This window comes from Streptomyces sp. JW3, assembly GCF_052216785.1.
Classification (GTDB): Bacteria; Actinomycetota; Actinomycetes; order Streptomycetales; family Streptomycetaceae; genus Streptomyces.
On record NZ_JBQOUX010000058.1, the window covers coordinates 15928 to 29214 of the forward strand.

General features: G+C 68.6%; 13 protein-coding genes and 1 pseudogene. 3 read left to right on the top strand and 11 right to left on the bottom strand.

Annotation, left to right across the window (positions count from 1 at the left end; translation table 11 throughout):
• Window positions 1-332 precede the first annotated feature (332 nt).
• Together ACTT8P_RS22810 and panD are read right to left on the bottom strand one after the other, a co-directional pair.
• Entirely contained in the window at window positions 333-677 is a 345-nt protein-coding gene (locus ACTT8P_RS22810) for a GNAT family N-acetyltransferase (RefSeq protein ID WP_442833556.1), read from the bottom strand.
• Between the two features lie 43 nt (window positions 678-720).
• Window positions 721-1140, bottom strand: a complete 420-nt coding sequence (gene panD / locus ACTT8P_RS22815; RefSeq protein WP_442833557.1) for an aspartate 1-decarboxylase — start codon at window positions 1138-1140, stop codon at window positions 721-723.
• Between the two features lie 511 nt (window positions 1141-1651).
• Here panD and ACTT8P_RS22820 point away from each other — a divergent pair.
• Together ACTT8P_RS22820 and ACTT8P_RS22825 are read left to right on the top strand one after the other, a co-directional pair.
• The gene (locus ACTT8P_RS22820; RefSeq protein WP_442833558.1) at window positions 1652-1855 is read left to right on the top strand and encodes a hypothetical protein; all 204 of its coding nucleotides are present in this window, start codon (window positions 1652-1654) and stop codon (window positions 1853-1855) included.
• A pseudogene (locus tag ACTT8P_RS22825) lies at window positions 1852-3132 on the top strand (DUF317 domain-containing protein). The gene ACTT8P_RS22820 and the pseudogene ACTT8P_RS22825 overlap by 4 nt, the downstream one beginning before the upstream one ends.
• A gap of 177 nt (window positions 3133-3309) precedes the next feature.
• Here the strand turns inward: ACTT8P_RS22825 and ACTT8P_RS22830 are convergent.
• The 8 genes from ACTT8P_RS22830 to mftA form a co-directional block, all read right to left on the bottom strand.
• Window positions 3310-4206, bottom strand: a complete 897-nt coding sequence (locus ACTT8P_RS22830; protein ID WP_442833559.1) for a DUF5655 domain-containing protein — start codon at window positions 4204-4206, stop codon at window positions 3310-3312.
• Window positions 4207-4454: 248 nt separating this feature from the next.
• Window positions 4455-5960 carry a mycofactocin biosynthesis glycosyltransferase MftF gene (gene mftF / locus ACTT8P_RS22835; RefSeq protein ID WP_442833560.1) on the bottom strand — a complete coding sequence of 502 codons (1506 nt, stop codon included), beginning with the start codon at window positions 5958-5960 and terminating at the stop codon, window positions 4455-4457.
• The gene (locus tag ACTT8P_RS22840) at window positions 5957-6766 is read right to left on the bottom strand and encodes a mycofactocin-coupled SDR family oxidoreductase (RefSeq protein ID WP_442833561.1); all 810 of its coding nucleotides are present in this window, start codon (window positions 6764-6766) and stop codon (window positions 5957-5959) included. The genes mftF and ACTT8P_RS22840 overlap by 4 nt, the downstream gene beginning before the upstream one ends.
• Window positions 6763-7440 (bottom strand): mycofactocin biosynthesis peptidyl-dipeptidase MftE, encoded by a 678-nt coding sequence (gene mftE, locus ACTT8P_RS22845; protein WP_442833562.1) that lies wholly within the window; start codon window positions 7438-7440, stop codon window positions 6763-6765. The genes ACTT8P_RS22840 and mftE overlap by 4 nt, the downstream gene beginning before the upstream one ends.
• Before the next feature lie 17 nt (window positions 7441-7457).
• Window positions 7458-8684, bottom strand: a complete 1227-nt coding sequence (gene mftD / locus ACTT8P_RS22850) for a pre-mycofactocin synthase MftD (protein WP_442833563.1) — start codon at window positions 8682-8684, stop codon at window positions 7458-7460.
• A gap of 55 nt (window positions 8685-8739) precedes the next feature.
• Window positions 8740-10020: a mycofactocin radical SAM maturase gene (gene mftC / locus ACTT8P_RS22855; protein ID WP_442833564.1), complete on the bottom strand. Its 1281-nt coding sequence runs from the start codon at window positions 10018-10020 to the stop codon at window positions 8740-8742.
• Window positions 10021-10069: 49 nt separating this feature from the next.
• Window positions 10070-10399, bottom strand: a complete 330-nt coding sequence (gene mftB / locus ACTT8P_RS22860; RefSeq protein WP_442833565.1) for a mycofactocin biosynthesis chaperone MftB — start codon at window positions 10397-10399, stop codon at window positions 10070-10072.
• Window positions 10400-10417: 18 nt separating this feature from the next.
• Entirely contained in the window at window positions 10418-10567 is a 150-nt protein-coding gene (gene mftA, locus ACTT8P_RS22865) for a mycofactocin precursor MftA (protein WP_442833566.1), read from the bottom strand.
• A gap of 129 nt (window positions 10568-10696) precedes the next feature.
• Between mftA and ACTT8P_RS22870 the strand changes: the two genes are divergently transcribed.
• Window positions 10697-11269, top strand: a complete 573-nt coding sequence (locus ACTT8P_RS22870) for an acyl-CoA-like ligand-binding transcription factor (RefSeq protein ID WP_442833567.1) — start codon at window positions 10697-10699, stop codon at window positions 11267-11269.
• A gap of 144 nt (window positions 11270-11413) precedes the next feature.
• On the opposite strand, the gene ACTT8P_RS22875 is transcribed toward ACTT8P_RS22870, so the two are convergent.
• Window positions 11414-13258, bottom strand: coding sequence for a flavin-containing monooxygenase (locus tag ACTT8P_RS22875; protein ID WP_442833568.1), 1845 nt, complete (start codon window positions 13256-13258; stop codon window positions 11414-11416).
• Window positions 13259-13287 lie beyond the last annotated feature (29 nt).

A 13287-nucleotide genomic window follows, 5' to 3' on the forward strand; every position in this document is an offset into this window, starting at 1 on the left:
CGGGGGCCCCGGCGGGCCCGGGGGCTGAGGCGTCGGCTGCGGGCCGGGGCCGGGCGGTGGGGCCGGCGGGGCCGGGTCGGGATACGGCTGCGGCGGCTCGGGGTCCGGGCCCGGCGTCGGTCCCGGCGGAACGGGATCGGGATACGGGTTCGTCATGGTGGCTGTCCTCCGGCCAGTGGTCGGTCTGCGTCGGCTCTCCGTTGGCTCTGCATCGGCTCTGGACTACTGCCCCGCCTACCCGAGCGCCGCTCCGCCACTCACTCCCCCGTATGAACCGGGGGACCCAGCCGGCCCCCGGTTCATACGGGGCAGCCCCGCCCCGGCCTGGCGCGTCAGAACCGTCCGGGGTGCGCCCGCAGCCAGTCCTTCGCCGCCCGCAGCAGCTCCGGGCCGGCCGCCGGGACCTCGTCGGGGTGCCGCTCGGCCCACTTGACGACGTACGGGCACAGGGGCGCGACGGCGACACCCTCGCGCGCGGCGAGGACATACAGCTCACGGGCGAGCGAACCGGCGATGCCCTTGCCCTCGTGGGCCGGCTCGACGATGGTGTGCACCGGCACGAGGGCACGGGCGGGGGCGTCGAGCACGAAGTACTCGATCCGGCCGACGACCTCGCCGCCCGCCACCGCCTCCAGCCGGCCCGCCGCCCGGTCGTCGCGGATCTCGATGTCACTCACGGGCACGCTCCCTGTGCGTTCTGGACGTTCTCGGCGTTCCGCGTCAGGCCGACACGGCCTGCGGGCTGCGCTGCTGGTCCGAGCCCGGTACCGGCTCGGAGGGGTCCGCGCCCAGGGCGACGATACGGTTGTCACCGTCCACGTGCACGACCCGCGGCTTCAGCGACCGCGCCTCGGCGTCGGTGACCTGAGCGTAACTGATGACGATCACGAGATCGCCGGGGTGGACGAGGTGAGCGGCGGCCCCGTTGATCCCGATCACACCGGACCCGCGCTCCCCCTCGATGACGTAGGTCTCCAGCCGGGCCCCATTGGTGATGTCCACGATGTGCACCAGCTCACCGGGCAGCAGATCGGCGGCGTCCAGCAACTCGGCATCGATGGTCACGGAGCCGACATAGTGCAGGTCGGCCTGGGTGACGGTGGCTCGGTGGATCTTGGACTTGAACATTGTACGCAACATCGGGGCACTCCCACAAGTAGGCTCCCTGCCTGCGTTTTTGCAGGTCAAGGGCTGTTTCGACACCCTACAACGAGTCGCATGTTCGGGCAGCTGTCCCCAGGTTTTTCAGGACTCATGCTGACCACTTGCTGACTTTTCTGACGTCCCGTCAGGTGACTGGAGGAGGGCTTCGCCCACACTCGCGGACCCCACCGCGGCGACGACCCAAGCCTACGCAGCACCCCCCGAAGGGCGTCCGTGATCACCGTCACGCGGACGGTCTGGACGGCAGTCAGGAGCGAAGGCGCTCGACCGGAAGTCGGACCACGCGCCGCCATGGGTCAGCTGGCCCAGGCCCCTCGTATCCCGTCTTCAAGGAGGAGGCGCCCACAGCTCCATGAACTTGAGTGGCGGAAGCAGCGCGGCAACATAGCGGCGGATCGCCGGTTAGCCAAACCGGCGATTCTCACGACCATGGCTGTGGCTCGTCCGGTGACTCCTGGCGGTGGCACAGGGCGGGCGTCAAGGACGTTTGGAATTCGGCCAGAGCAGAGCGCGAACACGCTGCCGCGATCAGGCTCGGGCCAGCCTCACGGCTGCCGAGCGGGCCGCCCTGCGGATCAGCGCGGACGAGGTCGACGTCCTGGAGAAGGGTGTCGAGGACGGCTGCTCGCCCTGGGCGTGCCGTGGCGACGCCGAGGCGCTGACGCAGGACGGCTTCGGGCTGGCCACGTGATACTCGACCTCTTCGCAGGTCCGGGCGGCTGGAGCAGGGCACTGCACGTCCTGGGCGTGCGCGACGTCGGGCTGGAATGGGATCAGTGGGCGTGTAAGACGCGTGCTGCGGCGGGGCAGTTGACCATCCGGTGCGACGTGGCGATGTATCCGGCCTGACCGTTCGTCGGCCGCACCCGCGGTGTGATCGCTTCGCCGCCGTGTCAGGCGTGGAGCATGGCCGGCAAGCGCCTCGGCCTTCTCGACCAGCCGCTGGTGCACGCGGCGGTCGAGGACCTGGCCGCCGGGCGCGATACCCGCGAGCGCCTCCTCACCGCCTGCCGCGACGAGCGTTCCCTGCTCGCTGCCGAGCCGATGCGCTACCTGTACGCGCTGAACACGGTCGGCGAGCCCGACTGGGTGGCCATGGAGGAAGTACCGGACGTGCTGCCCTTGTGGAAGCAGTACGCGGCCGTCCTGCGGGGGTGGGGGTTTTCCGTCTGGTGCGGGATCCTCAACGCGGCTGACTTCGGCGTCCCGCAGACCAGGAAGCGAGCGATCCTCCTGGCCTCGCGCGTCCGTACGGCGCAGCCGCCCACGCCCACGCACGCCCAGCTCGCCGAGCCGGAATCGCTGTTCGGGCCGGGCCGTGCCCGCTGGGTCAGCATGGCCGAAGCCCTGGGGTGGGGCGCGACCGACCGGCCCGTCCCCACCGTCTGCGCAGGAGGCGGGCCCGGCGGCGGACCTGAAACCCCCACCCACGAGACTGCCTGGACCGTGGCCGCCTACGAGACACCCGTCTCCGACCGCATGTGGCACCTCACCGCGACCAGCGCCACCCCTGCCCCAGTACTGCAGAATCTGCTCATCCAACTCGCCGATGGCGACGGCTGGGGCACGGGCATCAGCGCCTCGGTGGACGAGAAGACGGTCACCGCAGCCACCCAGCCGCTCTCCGACGGCGGATGGAAGCACACCGTGAACGGGCGATGGATCCGCTGGACCTCCCCCGGCGGGGACGCGGGCGTCCAGTTCGACGCCTTCGCCGCACAACACGCGAGTCAGAACCTGGCCACCTGGACCATCTGGGCCGGGCCCGACTCGAACCGCCCTACCTGGGCCATCACCGCGTCCCCGCACACCCCGAGCCCGCTGCTGGCCCACCTCTCCGAAACCCTCGCCCACGAGACCGGCACGCGCCAGCCCCAGCCGGGCCGTGAACACAGGACCTGCCTAGCGACCAGCGTGTCGGCGCCTTTGCCGGTCACGGCCGGCCGACCCGCCAGCCGTTCACGCTGATCATCGGTCCGCACGAGCAGGGCAACATAGCGCGGGATCGCCGGGTGGCCAAACCGGCGATCCCGCGCACCATGGGTAGTCCACCGCCACGCCCTGCCCGCACGACGAGAGGATCCGCCCACGACCGCAGACACGACACGCAGCGCAGCCCGTCACGAGGCCGGCAGCGGCAGGCGATCACGCCGCCGCGTAGCTTGCCCGGAACAGATCCTGCTCCCGCTCCACGTCCCTCGGCGTACGCAGCTGCACCTCCAAATCACCCGTCCCGTGGTGACCGAGACCGGACACGTCCCGAGTGAAGCCCGGAACAAGGTCGACATCCTTCGGGTCGGCCTTCAGGTAGACCAGCAGCTTGCTGCGCTGCGGCGGGCACACGCAGGCGAAGTTCCGCAGCCGCTGATACGCCCGGTAGGTCTTGCGCTCCACCCGGTTCACGCCGTCCCCGAGCCCGAGCAGGACCTCATCGACCGCACCCGCCAACTCGCGCATCGCCACCCCCTGGACATCAACCGCCGCCCGGGCGACCGCCCCGCGCCGCGCCCGGCGGGACACCTGCATGCCCCCGCTCACGGAGGCCACGGTCTCGAGCCCGAGCAGGTCCCTGCCGAAGAGTCGGTAGCGAACCAGGTCGATCGACCTCCGGTGCTCGCGCACGGCATGCACGTCGTAGCGGGTGAAGTCGCCGGCAATGCAGATCAGGCGCGGTCCGCTCCACAGGACCTGGGACGCGGCCGTCACCCCGAGCCGGTCGCGGACCAGGTGCCCGAACTCCGCCCGGTGGTCCATCAGCCACGAGAGATGGAACAGACCCTGGTTGATGACGCCGGCGTCCGTGCCGCGCTTGTACTCCACGATGACCGGCGATCCGTTCTCGTCCAGCCCGAACGAGTCAATCCGGCCCCCGTGGACGGGCCCCGTGCTGTACTCGCTCACCAGGAACCGGACGCCCAGCAGCGTCTCCATGTGCGCCTCGACGAGACTCTGCACATCGGCCTCGATCTCAGCAAGACGCGGCATGACCTCCGTCATGCCGCTATTCGTCGTGTCCGTGCGGAACAGCTTCAGGCCCGACACCTTCCTTCCTCGGCTCGGAACGCCGATGAGGTGCGGGATTGTTTCCGCGAGAGACTTCGGGGGCGTGAAGATAATGTGAGACCCTACGTACGGCCCGATCGGGGAGCGCTAGCGTCCCCCGGTCACCGGGAATCCGCGATTCCCTCATGTGTCCCCCGCGACTTGAAGGACATCGCCCGGAGGCTGCGTTTACGCAGGTGAGACCCAGTAGCTCGGTGGATAGAGCACGTGCCCTCCAAGCGCCCGACTCATGCTGCTCCTTGGTGCGGTACGCGGTCATGGTGACTCGGCGCAGGTAGTCGGCGTTGGCGGATAGGCTCCACCATCAAGCAACGAGCGCTTCTTCCTTTCACTGCCCCCGCCCAGAGGCCGGCTCCGTAGGCCAAGCAGTCGAGTCGTCGGCCGGCGAAGGTGGCCACTGGGCCGAGGCGCGGTTGGCCGAGCGGACGGTCTACGGTGCCGGCGACGATCACATCCACGATCAGCGCGGTCGCCGTTGCGCGCCGGATCGATCGGCTGGCCAGGCAGCCAAGTGCTGTCGCCGGCCACCAATGCCGCAAGAGCAACGCCGACTCCTGCCACACCGCCCAGCCCAAGCCTTTGGCTGCAAGGCCGGCGGCCACGGTGCCGCGGGTGTCCATATCGGGGAGGGACTGGCGCACCGTTCGCGCCGCCCAGCCGGTAGCCGCAGCAGCGAGCGGCAGCGACCACTTTCGCCGGAGGAGTATCCCAGCGGCGGCGGCAGCGAACAGCGGTGAAAGCCGGGCAACGGCGACAGCTTCCCCGTGGCGTTCGGCGAGCGGTGCGCCGCCGCTGCCGTAGAGGACTTTGCGGCCCAGCCAACCAGTCATGGTTGGCCGTACGTCGTGTTGTGCCTGAAACGCAGGGTCGTAGCGCACCCGCCACCCTGCCTCGACCAGTCGCCAGACCACGTCGACGTCCTCGCCGACACGCATGTCGGCTGCGAAACCCCCGATGCCTCCCGGGCCCCGCAGCGCCACGGTTCGGGCGACCAGACATGCGCTGGGAAGCCAACCGACGGCCGCCCCCACTTGTACGGAACAGCCGCGGCTTCCCAGGGTCAGCGAGGAAGCTGCCGCATCGTAGCGCTCGAACCACCGCGGCCGTGCTGTTCGGGTCACGCCCCGAACGAGCGGGCCGGCCAGTGCGAGAGCCGGATCGGCGAAATGACCGGCAAGGCCAAGCAAGGTGGCGGCGTCGACCACGACGTCGGAGTCGACGAAGGCAACATAGGGCGTGGTGACCTCGAGCAGGCCCGCGTTCCGGGCCCCGGCCGGACCGAGGTTGTCGGGCAGAACGAGCAGACGGGCTCCTTGGTGGCGCACGACGCTGTGGACGGCGCTCCGGTCGTGGGATGCGTCGTCGACCACGATCACGTCCAGGTCGGTCAGGGCTTCGAGGCAGCGTCTGAGTTGCTCGGGCCGATCGCGCACCGGCACGATGACGGTGAGATCAGCGCGGTCAATCGCTGCCCCCGGCTCTGGATCTGCGAGGTTTCCGTCCAGGAGCCTGCGCGCAAGCTCGGCGGAGGTGCGGTCGCGCACGGTCAGTGCGTTGCCGTCCAGGTATTTCGCTGCCCGTCGGGTCAGCCGGGTGGCCCGAAGAGGAGATCCTCCGATCAGGAGTCGTTCGTCCGGGCTCGGCAGGTGGTGCCAGTTGACGTCTGAGCGTACCCGGATCCGGAACCCGTCGGGCAATCTCGCCTGGGTGGGCTGAGCGGTTGTGCGGCTCATGCGCTGAATCCCCCATCGGCGTTGAGAATCGAACCGTTCAGTACGGCACCCTCAGGTGAGCAGGCGAATGCGATGGCGGCAGCCAGCTCCTCGGGGGCGAGGGGGCGTTTGAGCAACTGGTGGTCAGCCAGTTCGCCGACGGTGACGCCGTACAGCCCGGCGGTCGCGGTCAGCATCGTGGTGTCGGTTGAACCCGGGGAGACCGCCGCAGCGGTGACGCCGGTACCGACCAGGTCGGCAGCCAGGCCGCGCACCAAGCCGACCACGGCGTGCTTGACAGTGGTGTAGGCCGCGAGGTGGTAGAGCCCGTGCTCGCCCGCGCTGGACGCGAGGGACACGAATCGGCAGCCCGAGGGGTCGGGACCGGCCAGCATCGCGGGCACGGCGGCGGCAGCGGTGTTCCATACCCCGACGACGTCGATCTCCCACAGCAACGGCAGGCAGTCGTCCTCCCACAGTGGTGCGCCGCCCGCCATGACAGCCGCACCGGCAACGGCGACATCGAGCCGCCCCCAGTTCTCAAGGGCGGCTCGGACGGCCCTCGCGAGGGTGGCCGGACTGCGGACGTCCCCGACGACGGGCACGACCCGGCCTGCGGGCAGCGAGTCCACCAACGCCTGGAGGTCCTTCTCGTGGGCCTGGGGATATTCCACGGCCGAGTCGTCGCCGGCGCACCAGTCCAGAGCTATGACATGGAGCCCGTCGGCGACCAGTTGTCGGACTGTGGCGGCGCCGATACCCCGAGCCGCGCCGGTCACGAGCGCCACGCGCTGGGCAGTGGCCGAGGCGGCGGGTGACGCCGTCATCGGTCGGCTCCCGCGGTGACGCGGTCGTAGGCACCCGCGACCATGGCGCGCAGGATGGTCGCTCCCTCTTCGGCGGTAGCGCCGGTGGGATCGCCGAGGACGCCGTTCGGGGAGACCGCCGCGACGCCACCGGCGAGCATCGCGGGCATGAGATCGGCCAGCGGACGAGTGTTGCCCGGGCCCGCCTCGCGCATGCGTACCCTGTCGGGTCGAAGGTGCAGCATGAGCGAGGTCTCGGTGCGCCCGGCGTGCGCGTCGCCATGTGCCTGAGGCGGTAGGACACAGGGCACCCAGTCCGCGTCACGCCCCTCGGCCCGCAGGACGCTCACCGCCTGCCGCAACGCCGCGACGTTTCCGCCGTGCCCGTTGACGAACAGAACACGTGCCGCCCATACGGTCAGTGAACGACCCAGCTCGACCAGCGTCGCGGCGAGAACCTCGGTGCCGATCGACACCGTTCCGGGGAACGACTGGTGCTCGCCGCTCGCGCCGTACGCGACGGCCGGTGCGACGACGCCCCCAGTCAGCGGAGCGAGCTCGGCGGCGACGGCTGCGGCGACGACCGTGTCCGTGTCGAGCGGCAGATGAGGTCCGTGTTGCTCCACCGACCCGACCGGTACCAGCACCAGGCCGCCACATGCCACTGCCGGCGATGTCGCGTCCGCGAAGCTCATGTCTCCCTCGCTTTCCGTCAGTCGCCGAGCGCGAGGACGAAGTCGTCGGGAATGAGCAGGTGCTCGGGGGTGAGTTCGTCGATCGAGGACAGTCCCATGCCGAGCAGCGCCGAGTCGATCCCCGACCGCAGAACGTCCAGGACGTTCTCCACGCCGGCCTGACCGTTGGCGGCCAGGCCCCACAGGTAGGCACGGCCGATCAGCACCGCGCGCGCGCCGAGGGCAAGCGCCTTCACCACGTCCGAGCCCCGACGTATCCCGCCGTCCAGGACCACTTCGACCTGGTCGCCCACCGCATCGGCGATCGGCTTCAGCACCCGGATCGCGGCCGGCGAGCCGTCCAGGTTGTTGCCTCCGTGGTTGGACACCGAGATCGCGTCCACGCCCGCGTCCACTGCCCGCTTGGCGTCATCGATCCGGCTGATCCCCTTGAGCATGAACTGCTTGCCCGTCAGCTCCCGCCACTGCTGGCACATCCAGGCGACGTCGTCCCACGAGGGAGGTGGTGTGGTCATCCACTCGTGGTACGCGCCGAAGAAGGTCGGCGTGGGGCCGCCGTCGGCCGGAGTGAGGTTGGGAGCAGTCAGGTCCGGGATCTTTCCGGACCTGCCGAAGCTGTAGAGCCAGCGCGGCTTGGTGATGACCTCCGGCGCGAGTCGCACCATGGTCTTCAAGTCCACCTTCTCCGGGATCTCCGGGCTTCCCCAGTCGCGGCCCATCGAGAAGGACCAGTCGAGAGTCGCGATGAGTGCCTTGGCGCCCGCCTTGTGGGCACGTTCCATGCGTTGCACCATCACGTCGCGGTCGCCGGTCCAGTACATCTGGAAGAAGGTGCTGTCGCAGGCCTGGCACACCTCTTCGACCGCCTTCGAGGCGAAGTTCGACAGACCCATGATCGTGCCGCGCGCTGCCGCGGCGCGGGCCACCGCGACCTCGCCGTCCGGGTGTACGGCCTGTACCCCGGTGGGGCTGATGACCACGGGCAGGGAGATCTCGGTACCCATCAGCCTGGTGGCCATGGAACGGTCGGCGTGGTGACCGGCGACGTGTGGCGACAGGCCCAACTCGGCGAATGCCGCCTGGTTCGCGGCTACGGTCTGGCCACGCTCGGAGCCGGCCACCAGCGCACCGTAGACCGGCTTCGGGAGCCGCTTGCGGGCGCGTTCCTGAGCGATCGCCACGGACTCGAACCACGGATTCTGTTTCCACGGGTTCTGCAACCAGGCGGGGCGGTTCCTGCTCATCGTGTCTCTCTTTCGTGGTGATGCGGCGTTGCGGGCGCCACGTGGGCCGTGCCGTTCACTGGGCTGCGCGGTCGGGAGTGAAGCCGGCCAGAGGGTTCTCCTCGCAGAACGAGACCGGTGGGGCGCCGGCATCGGCGAGCGCGTCACCGCGTCGGCTCAGCTGCAGCAGTACCGGCTGGTTGCGAACCGGGGTGCGTCGGCTGTGGTTCTGTCCCGGCGCCGGAACCCTGCGCTCGTCACCCAGCCGACTGAGCGCGGACTCACCATGGCCCTGGACGCATTCGGGATCAGGGCCGTCGAGCGGCAGACCTGTGAAGAATTTGGCGGCCATGCAGCCGCCGCGGCAGGAGTCGTAGAACGAGCAGGACGCGCAGGCACCGCCGGTCTGCGGGGCCCGCAGGTCGGCGAAGAGCTCGGAGTTCCGCCACACCCTGGCGAAGCCGCCATCGGCGAGGACGTTGCCGGCCAGGAAGTCCTCGTGGATCGCGAACGGGCAGGCGTAGACATCGCCGACCGGATCGATGAGGCAGACCACACGTCCGGCTCCGCACAGGTTGAGACCGGGCAGTTTCTCCCCGAACGCGGCGAGGTGGAAGAACGAGTCGCCTGTCAGCACGCCTTCGCCATGGGCCAGGAGCCAGTCGTAGAGCACTCGCTGCTGCTCAGCCAGCGGGTGGAGCTGATCCCACACGTCGGCGCCGCGACCGGAGGGGCGCAGCCGGGTCAGGCGCAGAGTGGCACCGTAACGGTCCGCGATCACCTTGAACTCATCGAGCTGGCCGATGTTCTCCCGGGTGCACACCACGCTCAGTTTGGCGTCACGGAAACCGGCCTCGTACAGATTACGCAGTGCGGTGATCGCGGTGTCGTAGGAGCCCTTGCCGCGGACCCGGTCGTTGACCTCGGCCGTCGCGCCGTCCAGGGAGATCTGGACATCCACGTAGCCGTTGACGGCTTCGGAGGAAGCAAGCCACCGGGCCCGGTCGGGGGTGAGGCGTACCCCGTTGGTGGAGAACTTCACGCCCACATGGTGTGCCACCGCGTATTCGACCAGGTGCCAGAAGTCGGGCCGGATCGTGGGTTCGCCACCGCCGATGTTGACATAGAAGACTTGCATTCGTTCCAGCTCGTCGATCACCGCTTCGCACTGCTCGGTCGTCAGCTCGCGGGGATCGCGGCGGCCCGAGGAGGACAGGCAGTGGGCGCAAGCCAGATTGCAGGCATACGTCAGCTCCCAGGTCAGGCAGATGGGGGCTTCGAGGCCGAGTTCAAACTGTTGCAGGAGGCTGCCGCCGTCGGGGCGACGGCGGACCGGCGGGTTGTCGAGGATGCTCACACGTGCTCCTACAGGTCCGGGGGGGCCGGGCTACGGGCCGGCCGTGGTATCACCGTGGTGACGGGGCCGGATCATGGTGACGGGGCCGGATCATGTCGGCCTCGGCCAGCCCGCGCAGCGCCGCGAGGTATGCGTCGTGCTCACCGGGCGCAATGCCGGCGGCGACCAGAGCCGAGCGGACGTCGGGATGCGTGGCGAGGGCCCGCACCGCGGCCACCAGCTCGGGCCGCTTGAGGAAGGTCAGCTTTCGGTTGCCGAAGTGGTAGGCCAACGCACCGAAGGGCTCGGGTCGCAGTGCCACCGACGGCGAGAGCTGCCATGCCTCGTCGAACCGGGGCCAGGACATGGTTCCGGATTCTTCGAGCATCGGGTCGGACATGTCCTGACACCGCCCGTCCTAGTAGACGCCGCACATGCCGTCGATCGAGACTTCCTCGATCAGCGACTCCGTGCTCAGGTCATCGAACTCCGCGCCCGCCTCGGCCGGCTCCGCCGGACTCGACGACACATCGGCGTCGGCAGGCCGTGTCGCGTTTTCGGTGTTCATGGAAACTTCCCTTCGTCGCGGTTGCGCCGCGAGTCGCGGCACTACTGACGTGGCTCCGCCACAATATTGGCAGTGGTGGTCAAAAGGAAGAGGTCGCGCCTGCTAGATTTCTTGTTCATGAGTCGACCAATGCCGACGCGTGGCCGCCCGTCCGCGACCAGTCATGCCGAGATCGAGCGTTGCGCTTTCCAACTCTTCGCCGAGCGAGGGTTCGAGGCGACCACTATCGAGGCGATCGCGGCAAGCATCGGAGTGTCCCCTCGCACGGTGACCCGGTACTACCCCTCCAAGAACGACATTCCGTGGGGCCAGTTCGATCGCACGCTCGTGAACTTCCGCGACTTGCTGGCCTCGATGCCGACCGAGCTCCCACTGTGGGAGCGTGTGCATCGCGGCATCGTCGCGTTCAACGTCTTTCCGACCGACGCCGAGCCGTCGCACCGTGACCGGATGGCCCTCATTTTCCGCACTCCGGCGCTACAGGCTCACTCAGTACTCCGCTACGCACAGTGGCGTCGGGTCATCGCGGACTACGTCGCTTCGGATGTCGGGGCCGACAGCGGTGATCTGATTCCCATGATGGCCGGCCATCTGGGCCTGGCCATTGCGGTGACGGCCTACGAGCAATGGCTGGAGGGCACGGATGAACTCATCCCGCTGCTCAACAGCACGGTCCAGGAGCTGAGAAAACTCCTGTCGTGAGGAGGCCCAACCGGGTTCTTCCGCCGCCCGCTCGAGCCAGACTACGTGGCGGCCGGTGACGCACACGACCTCACCGGCCGCCACGAAACGAGCTGCGACCGTACGCGCGATTCCACTCACCGCCGGCCACAATGTTCTGTCGACTCACACGGCGTTGACGGGTGTGGGCCGGTCGTGCAGCTCCTTCGCGCTGTGGAAGACCTCGGCCATCTGGTTCCGGCGCCAGTCGGCGAGAAGTTCCCGGAACACCACTGGTCCCGGCGCGAACTCGGTCGACATCATGCGGTACTTGCCCTCGCCGTTGTAGAAGCCCGGCGTGCACGCCGTTTTGAAGGCGAGCACCGCTTCATGCTCGGGCTCGACGGTCGCACGGATCTCCGCCGCCCAGGCGTCCTCCATCTCGGAAGTGGGCTCGACGAACTTCCCCGCCTCCCGGGCCGCAGCGATGATCGCGCTGACGTGCTCTCCGTGCAACTGCAGGATGTGCGAGAAGTTGACCGCGTTGGCACTCTGCATGGGACCGAGCTGGAAGAAGTTCGGAAATTCGTGGGTCATGTAGCCGTGCAGGGTCCGCGGCCCCCTCGCCCAGACTTCCAGGATGTTCCGGCCCTTGCGACCGACGACCGGGAGCGCGCCCGAGAGGACCGCGGTGAGACCGACCTCGAACCCCGTCGCGACGACGATGAGGTCGACCGGGAACTCCTCGTCCCCGACGACGACAGAGTTCTCGGTGACGCGCGACGGGCCCCCGAAGTCCGCCGTGTCCACAAGCGTCACGTTGGGCTCATTGAAGGTCGGCAGATACAGGTCGGTGAAGGTTGGACGCTTGCAGGCGAAGCGGTACCACGGCTTGAGAATCTCAGCCGTCTTCGGGTCCTTGACTTCTTCGTCGACGCGGGCGCGGATGGCGTTCATCGTGCGGGCATCGAGATACTCCTCGTAGAGCTCCCGCTCCTCACCGGAGAGTTCGGAGACATAGGTCCCGGTGTTGTGCCGGCGCAGCAGCTTCCAGTTCGCTGTCCAGGTGTCGTCAACGAGGTCCTCGTCGGGGTCGGCGCCGGACACGATGTCCAGGAAGTTGTCCATCCGGCGCTGCTGCCACCCCGGATCGCGCGGCCCGACGAAGTTCTCGTCCGTGGGCTGGTTCCCCCGGTAGCTGACAGTCGAGGGCGTGCGCTGGAAGACGTAGAGGTGTTCAGCGTACTTGGCCACCTCGGGCACGATCTGTACGCCTGTCGCACCGGTACCGATGACTGCGACTCGCTTGCCCTGAAGGCCCGTGAGGTCGCCTTGTTCGCTGCCTCCGGAGTAGGAGTAGTCCCAGCGGCTGGAGTGAAAGAGGCGGCCCTCAAAGGTCTCGATACCGGGAATGGCGGGCAACTTGGGGGTGGCCAGTCCGCCGGTGGCGGCGATGACATAGGTGGCGGTGAACGAGTCACCTCGGTCGGTCGTGACCCGCCACTTGTCGTCCTCCCAGGTGAGCATCGTGGTGCGAGTGTGGAACAGCGCTCCCCGGTACAAGTCGAAGTGGCGGGCCAGCTTCTGGAGGAACTCGCGGACCTCGTAGCCGGGGGCGTACCGCTTGGTCGGCATGCCGCCGATCTTCTCCAGCATGGGCACATAGATGTGCGCCTCTATGTCGCAGTGGAGTCCGGGGTAGCGGTTCCAGTACCACGTTCCGCCGAAGTCGCCCCCCTCCTCCACGATGCGCAGGGAGTCCACGCCTGCCTCGCGCAGGTGCGCCGCGGTCGAGAGCCCGGCGATGCCTCCCCCGATGACCAACGCCTCGACGTGGTCGTTCACCGGCTCGCGCTCGGCCACCGGCATGTGCGGGTCCACCGCGTACTCCGCGAACTCACCCCGCGTACCGTGGTACAGCTTGCTGGCATCGGCCCGCTCCCGGCGGTCCCGCTCGAACGCGTACTTCTCCCTGATCGCTTCGAGATCGATCTCCGGAAACATCGCCTTGATGTCTTCTTTGGTGGTCATGTCTGTACCGAGTCTCCTTACTGCACATG

What these genes read in the sequence shown, in the direction of transcription:
- ACTT8P_RS22870 (WP_442833567.1), top strand. Translation starts at nt 10,697, where the DNA reads ATGCCGACGCGTGGCCGCCCGTCCGCGACCAGTCATGCCGAGATCGAG.
- mftA (WP_442833566.1), bottom strand. Translation starts at nt 10,567, where the DNA reads ATGAACACCGAAAACGCGACACGGCCTGCCGACGCCGATGTGTCGTCG.
- ACTT8P_RS22875 (WP_442833568.1), bottom strand. Translation starts at nt 13,258, where the DNA reads ATGACCACCAAAGAAGACATCAAGGCGATGTTTCCGGAGATCGATCTC.
- mftB (WP_442833565.1), bottom strand. Translation starts at nt 10,399, where the DNA reads ATGTCCGACCCGATGCTCGAAGAATCCGGAACCATGTCCTGGCCCCGG.
- mftF (WP_442833560.1), bottom strand. Translation starts at nt 5,960, where the DNA reads ATGAGCCGCACAACCGCTCAGCCCACCCAGGCGAGATTGCCCGACGGG.
- mftE (WP_442833562.1), bottom strand. Translation starts at nt 7,440, where the DNA reads ATGAGCTTCGCGGACGCGACATCGCCGGCAGTGGCATGTGGCGGCCTG.
- mftD (WP_442833563.1), bottom strand. Translation starts at nt 8,684, where the DNA reads ATGAGCAGGAACCGCCCCGCCTGGTTGCAGAACCCGTGGAAACAGAAT.
- panD (WP_442833557.1), bottom strand. Translation starts at nt 1,140, where the DNA reads ATGTTGCGTACAATGTTCAAGTCCAAGATCCACCGAGCCACCGTCACC.
- ACTT8P_RS22840 (WP_442833561.1), bottom strand. Translation starts at nt 6,766, where the DNA reads ATGACGGCGTCACCCGCCGCCTCGGCCACTGCCCAGCGCGTGGCGCTC.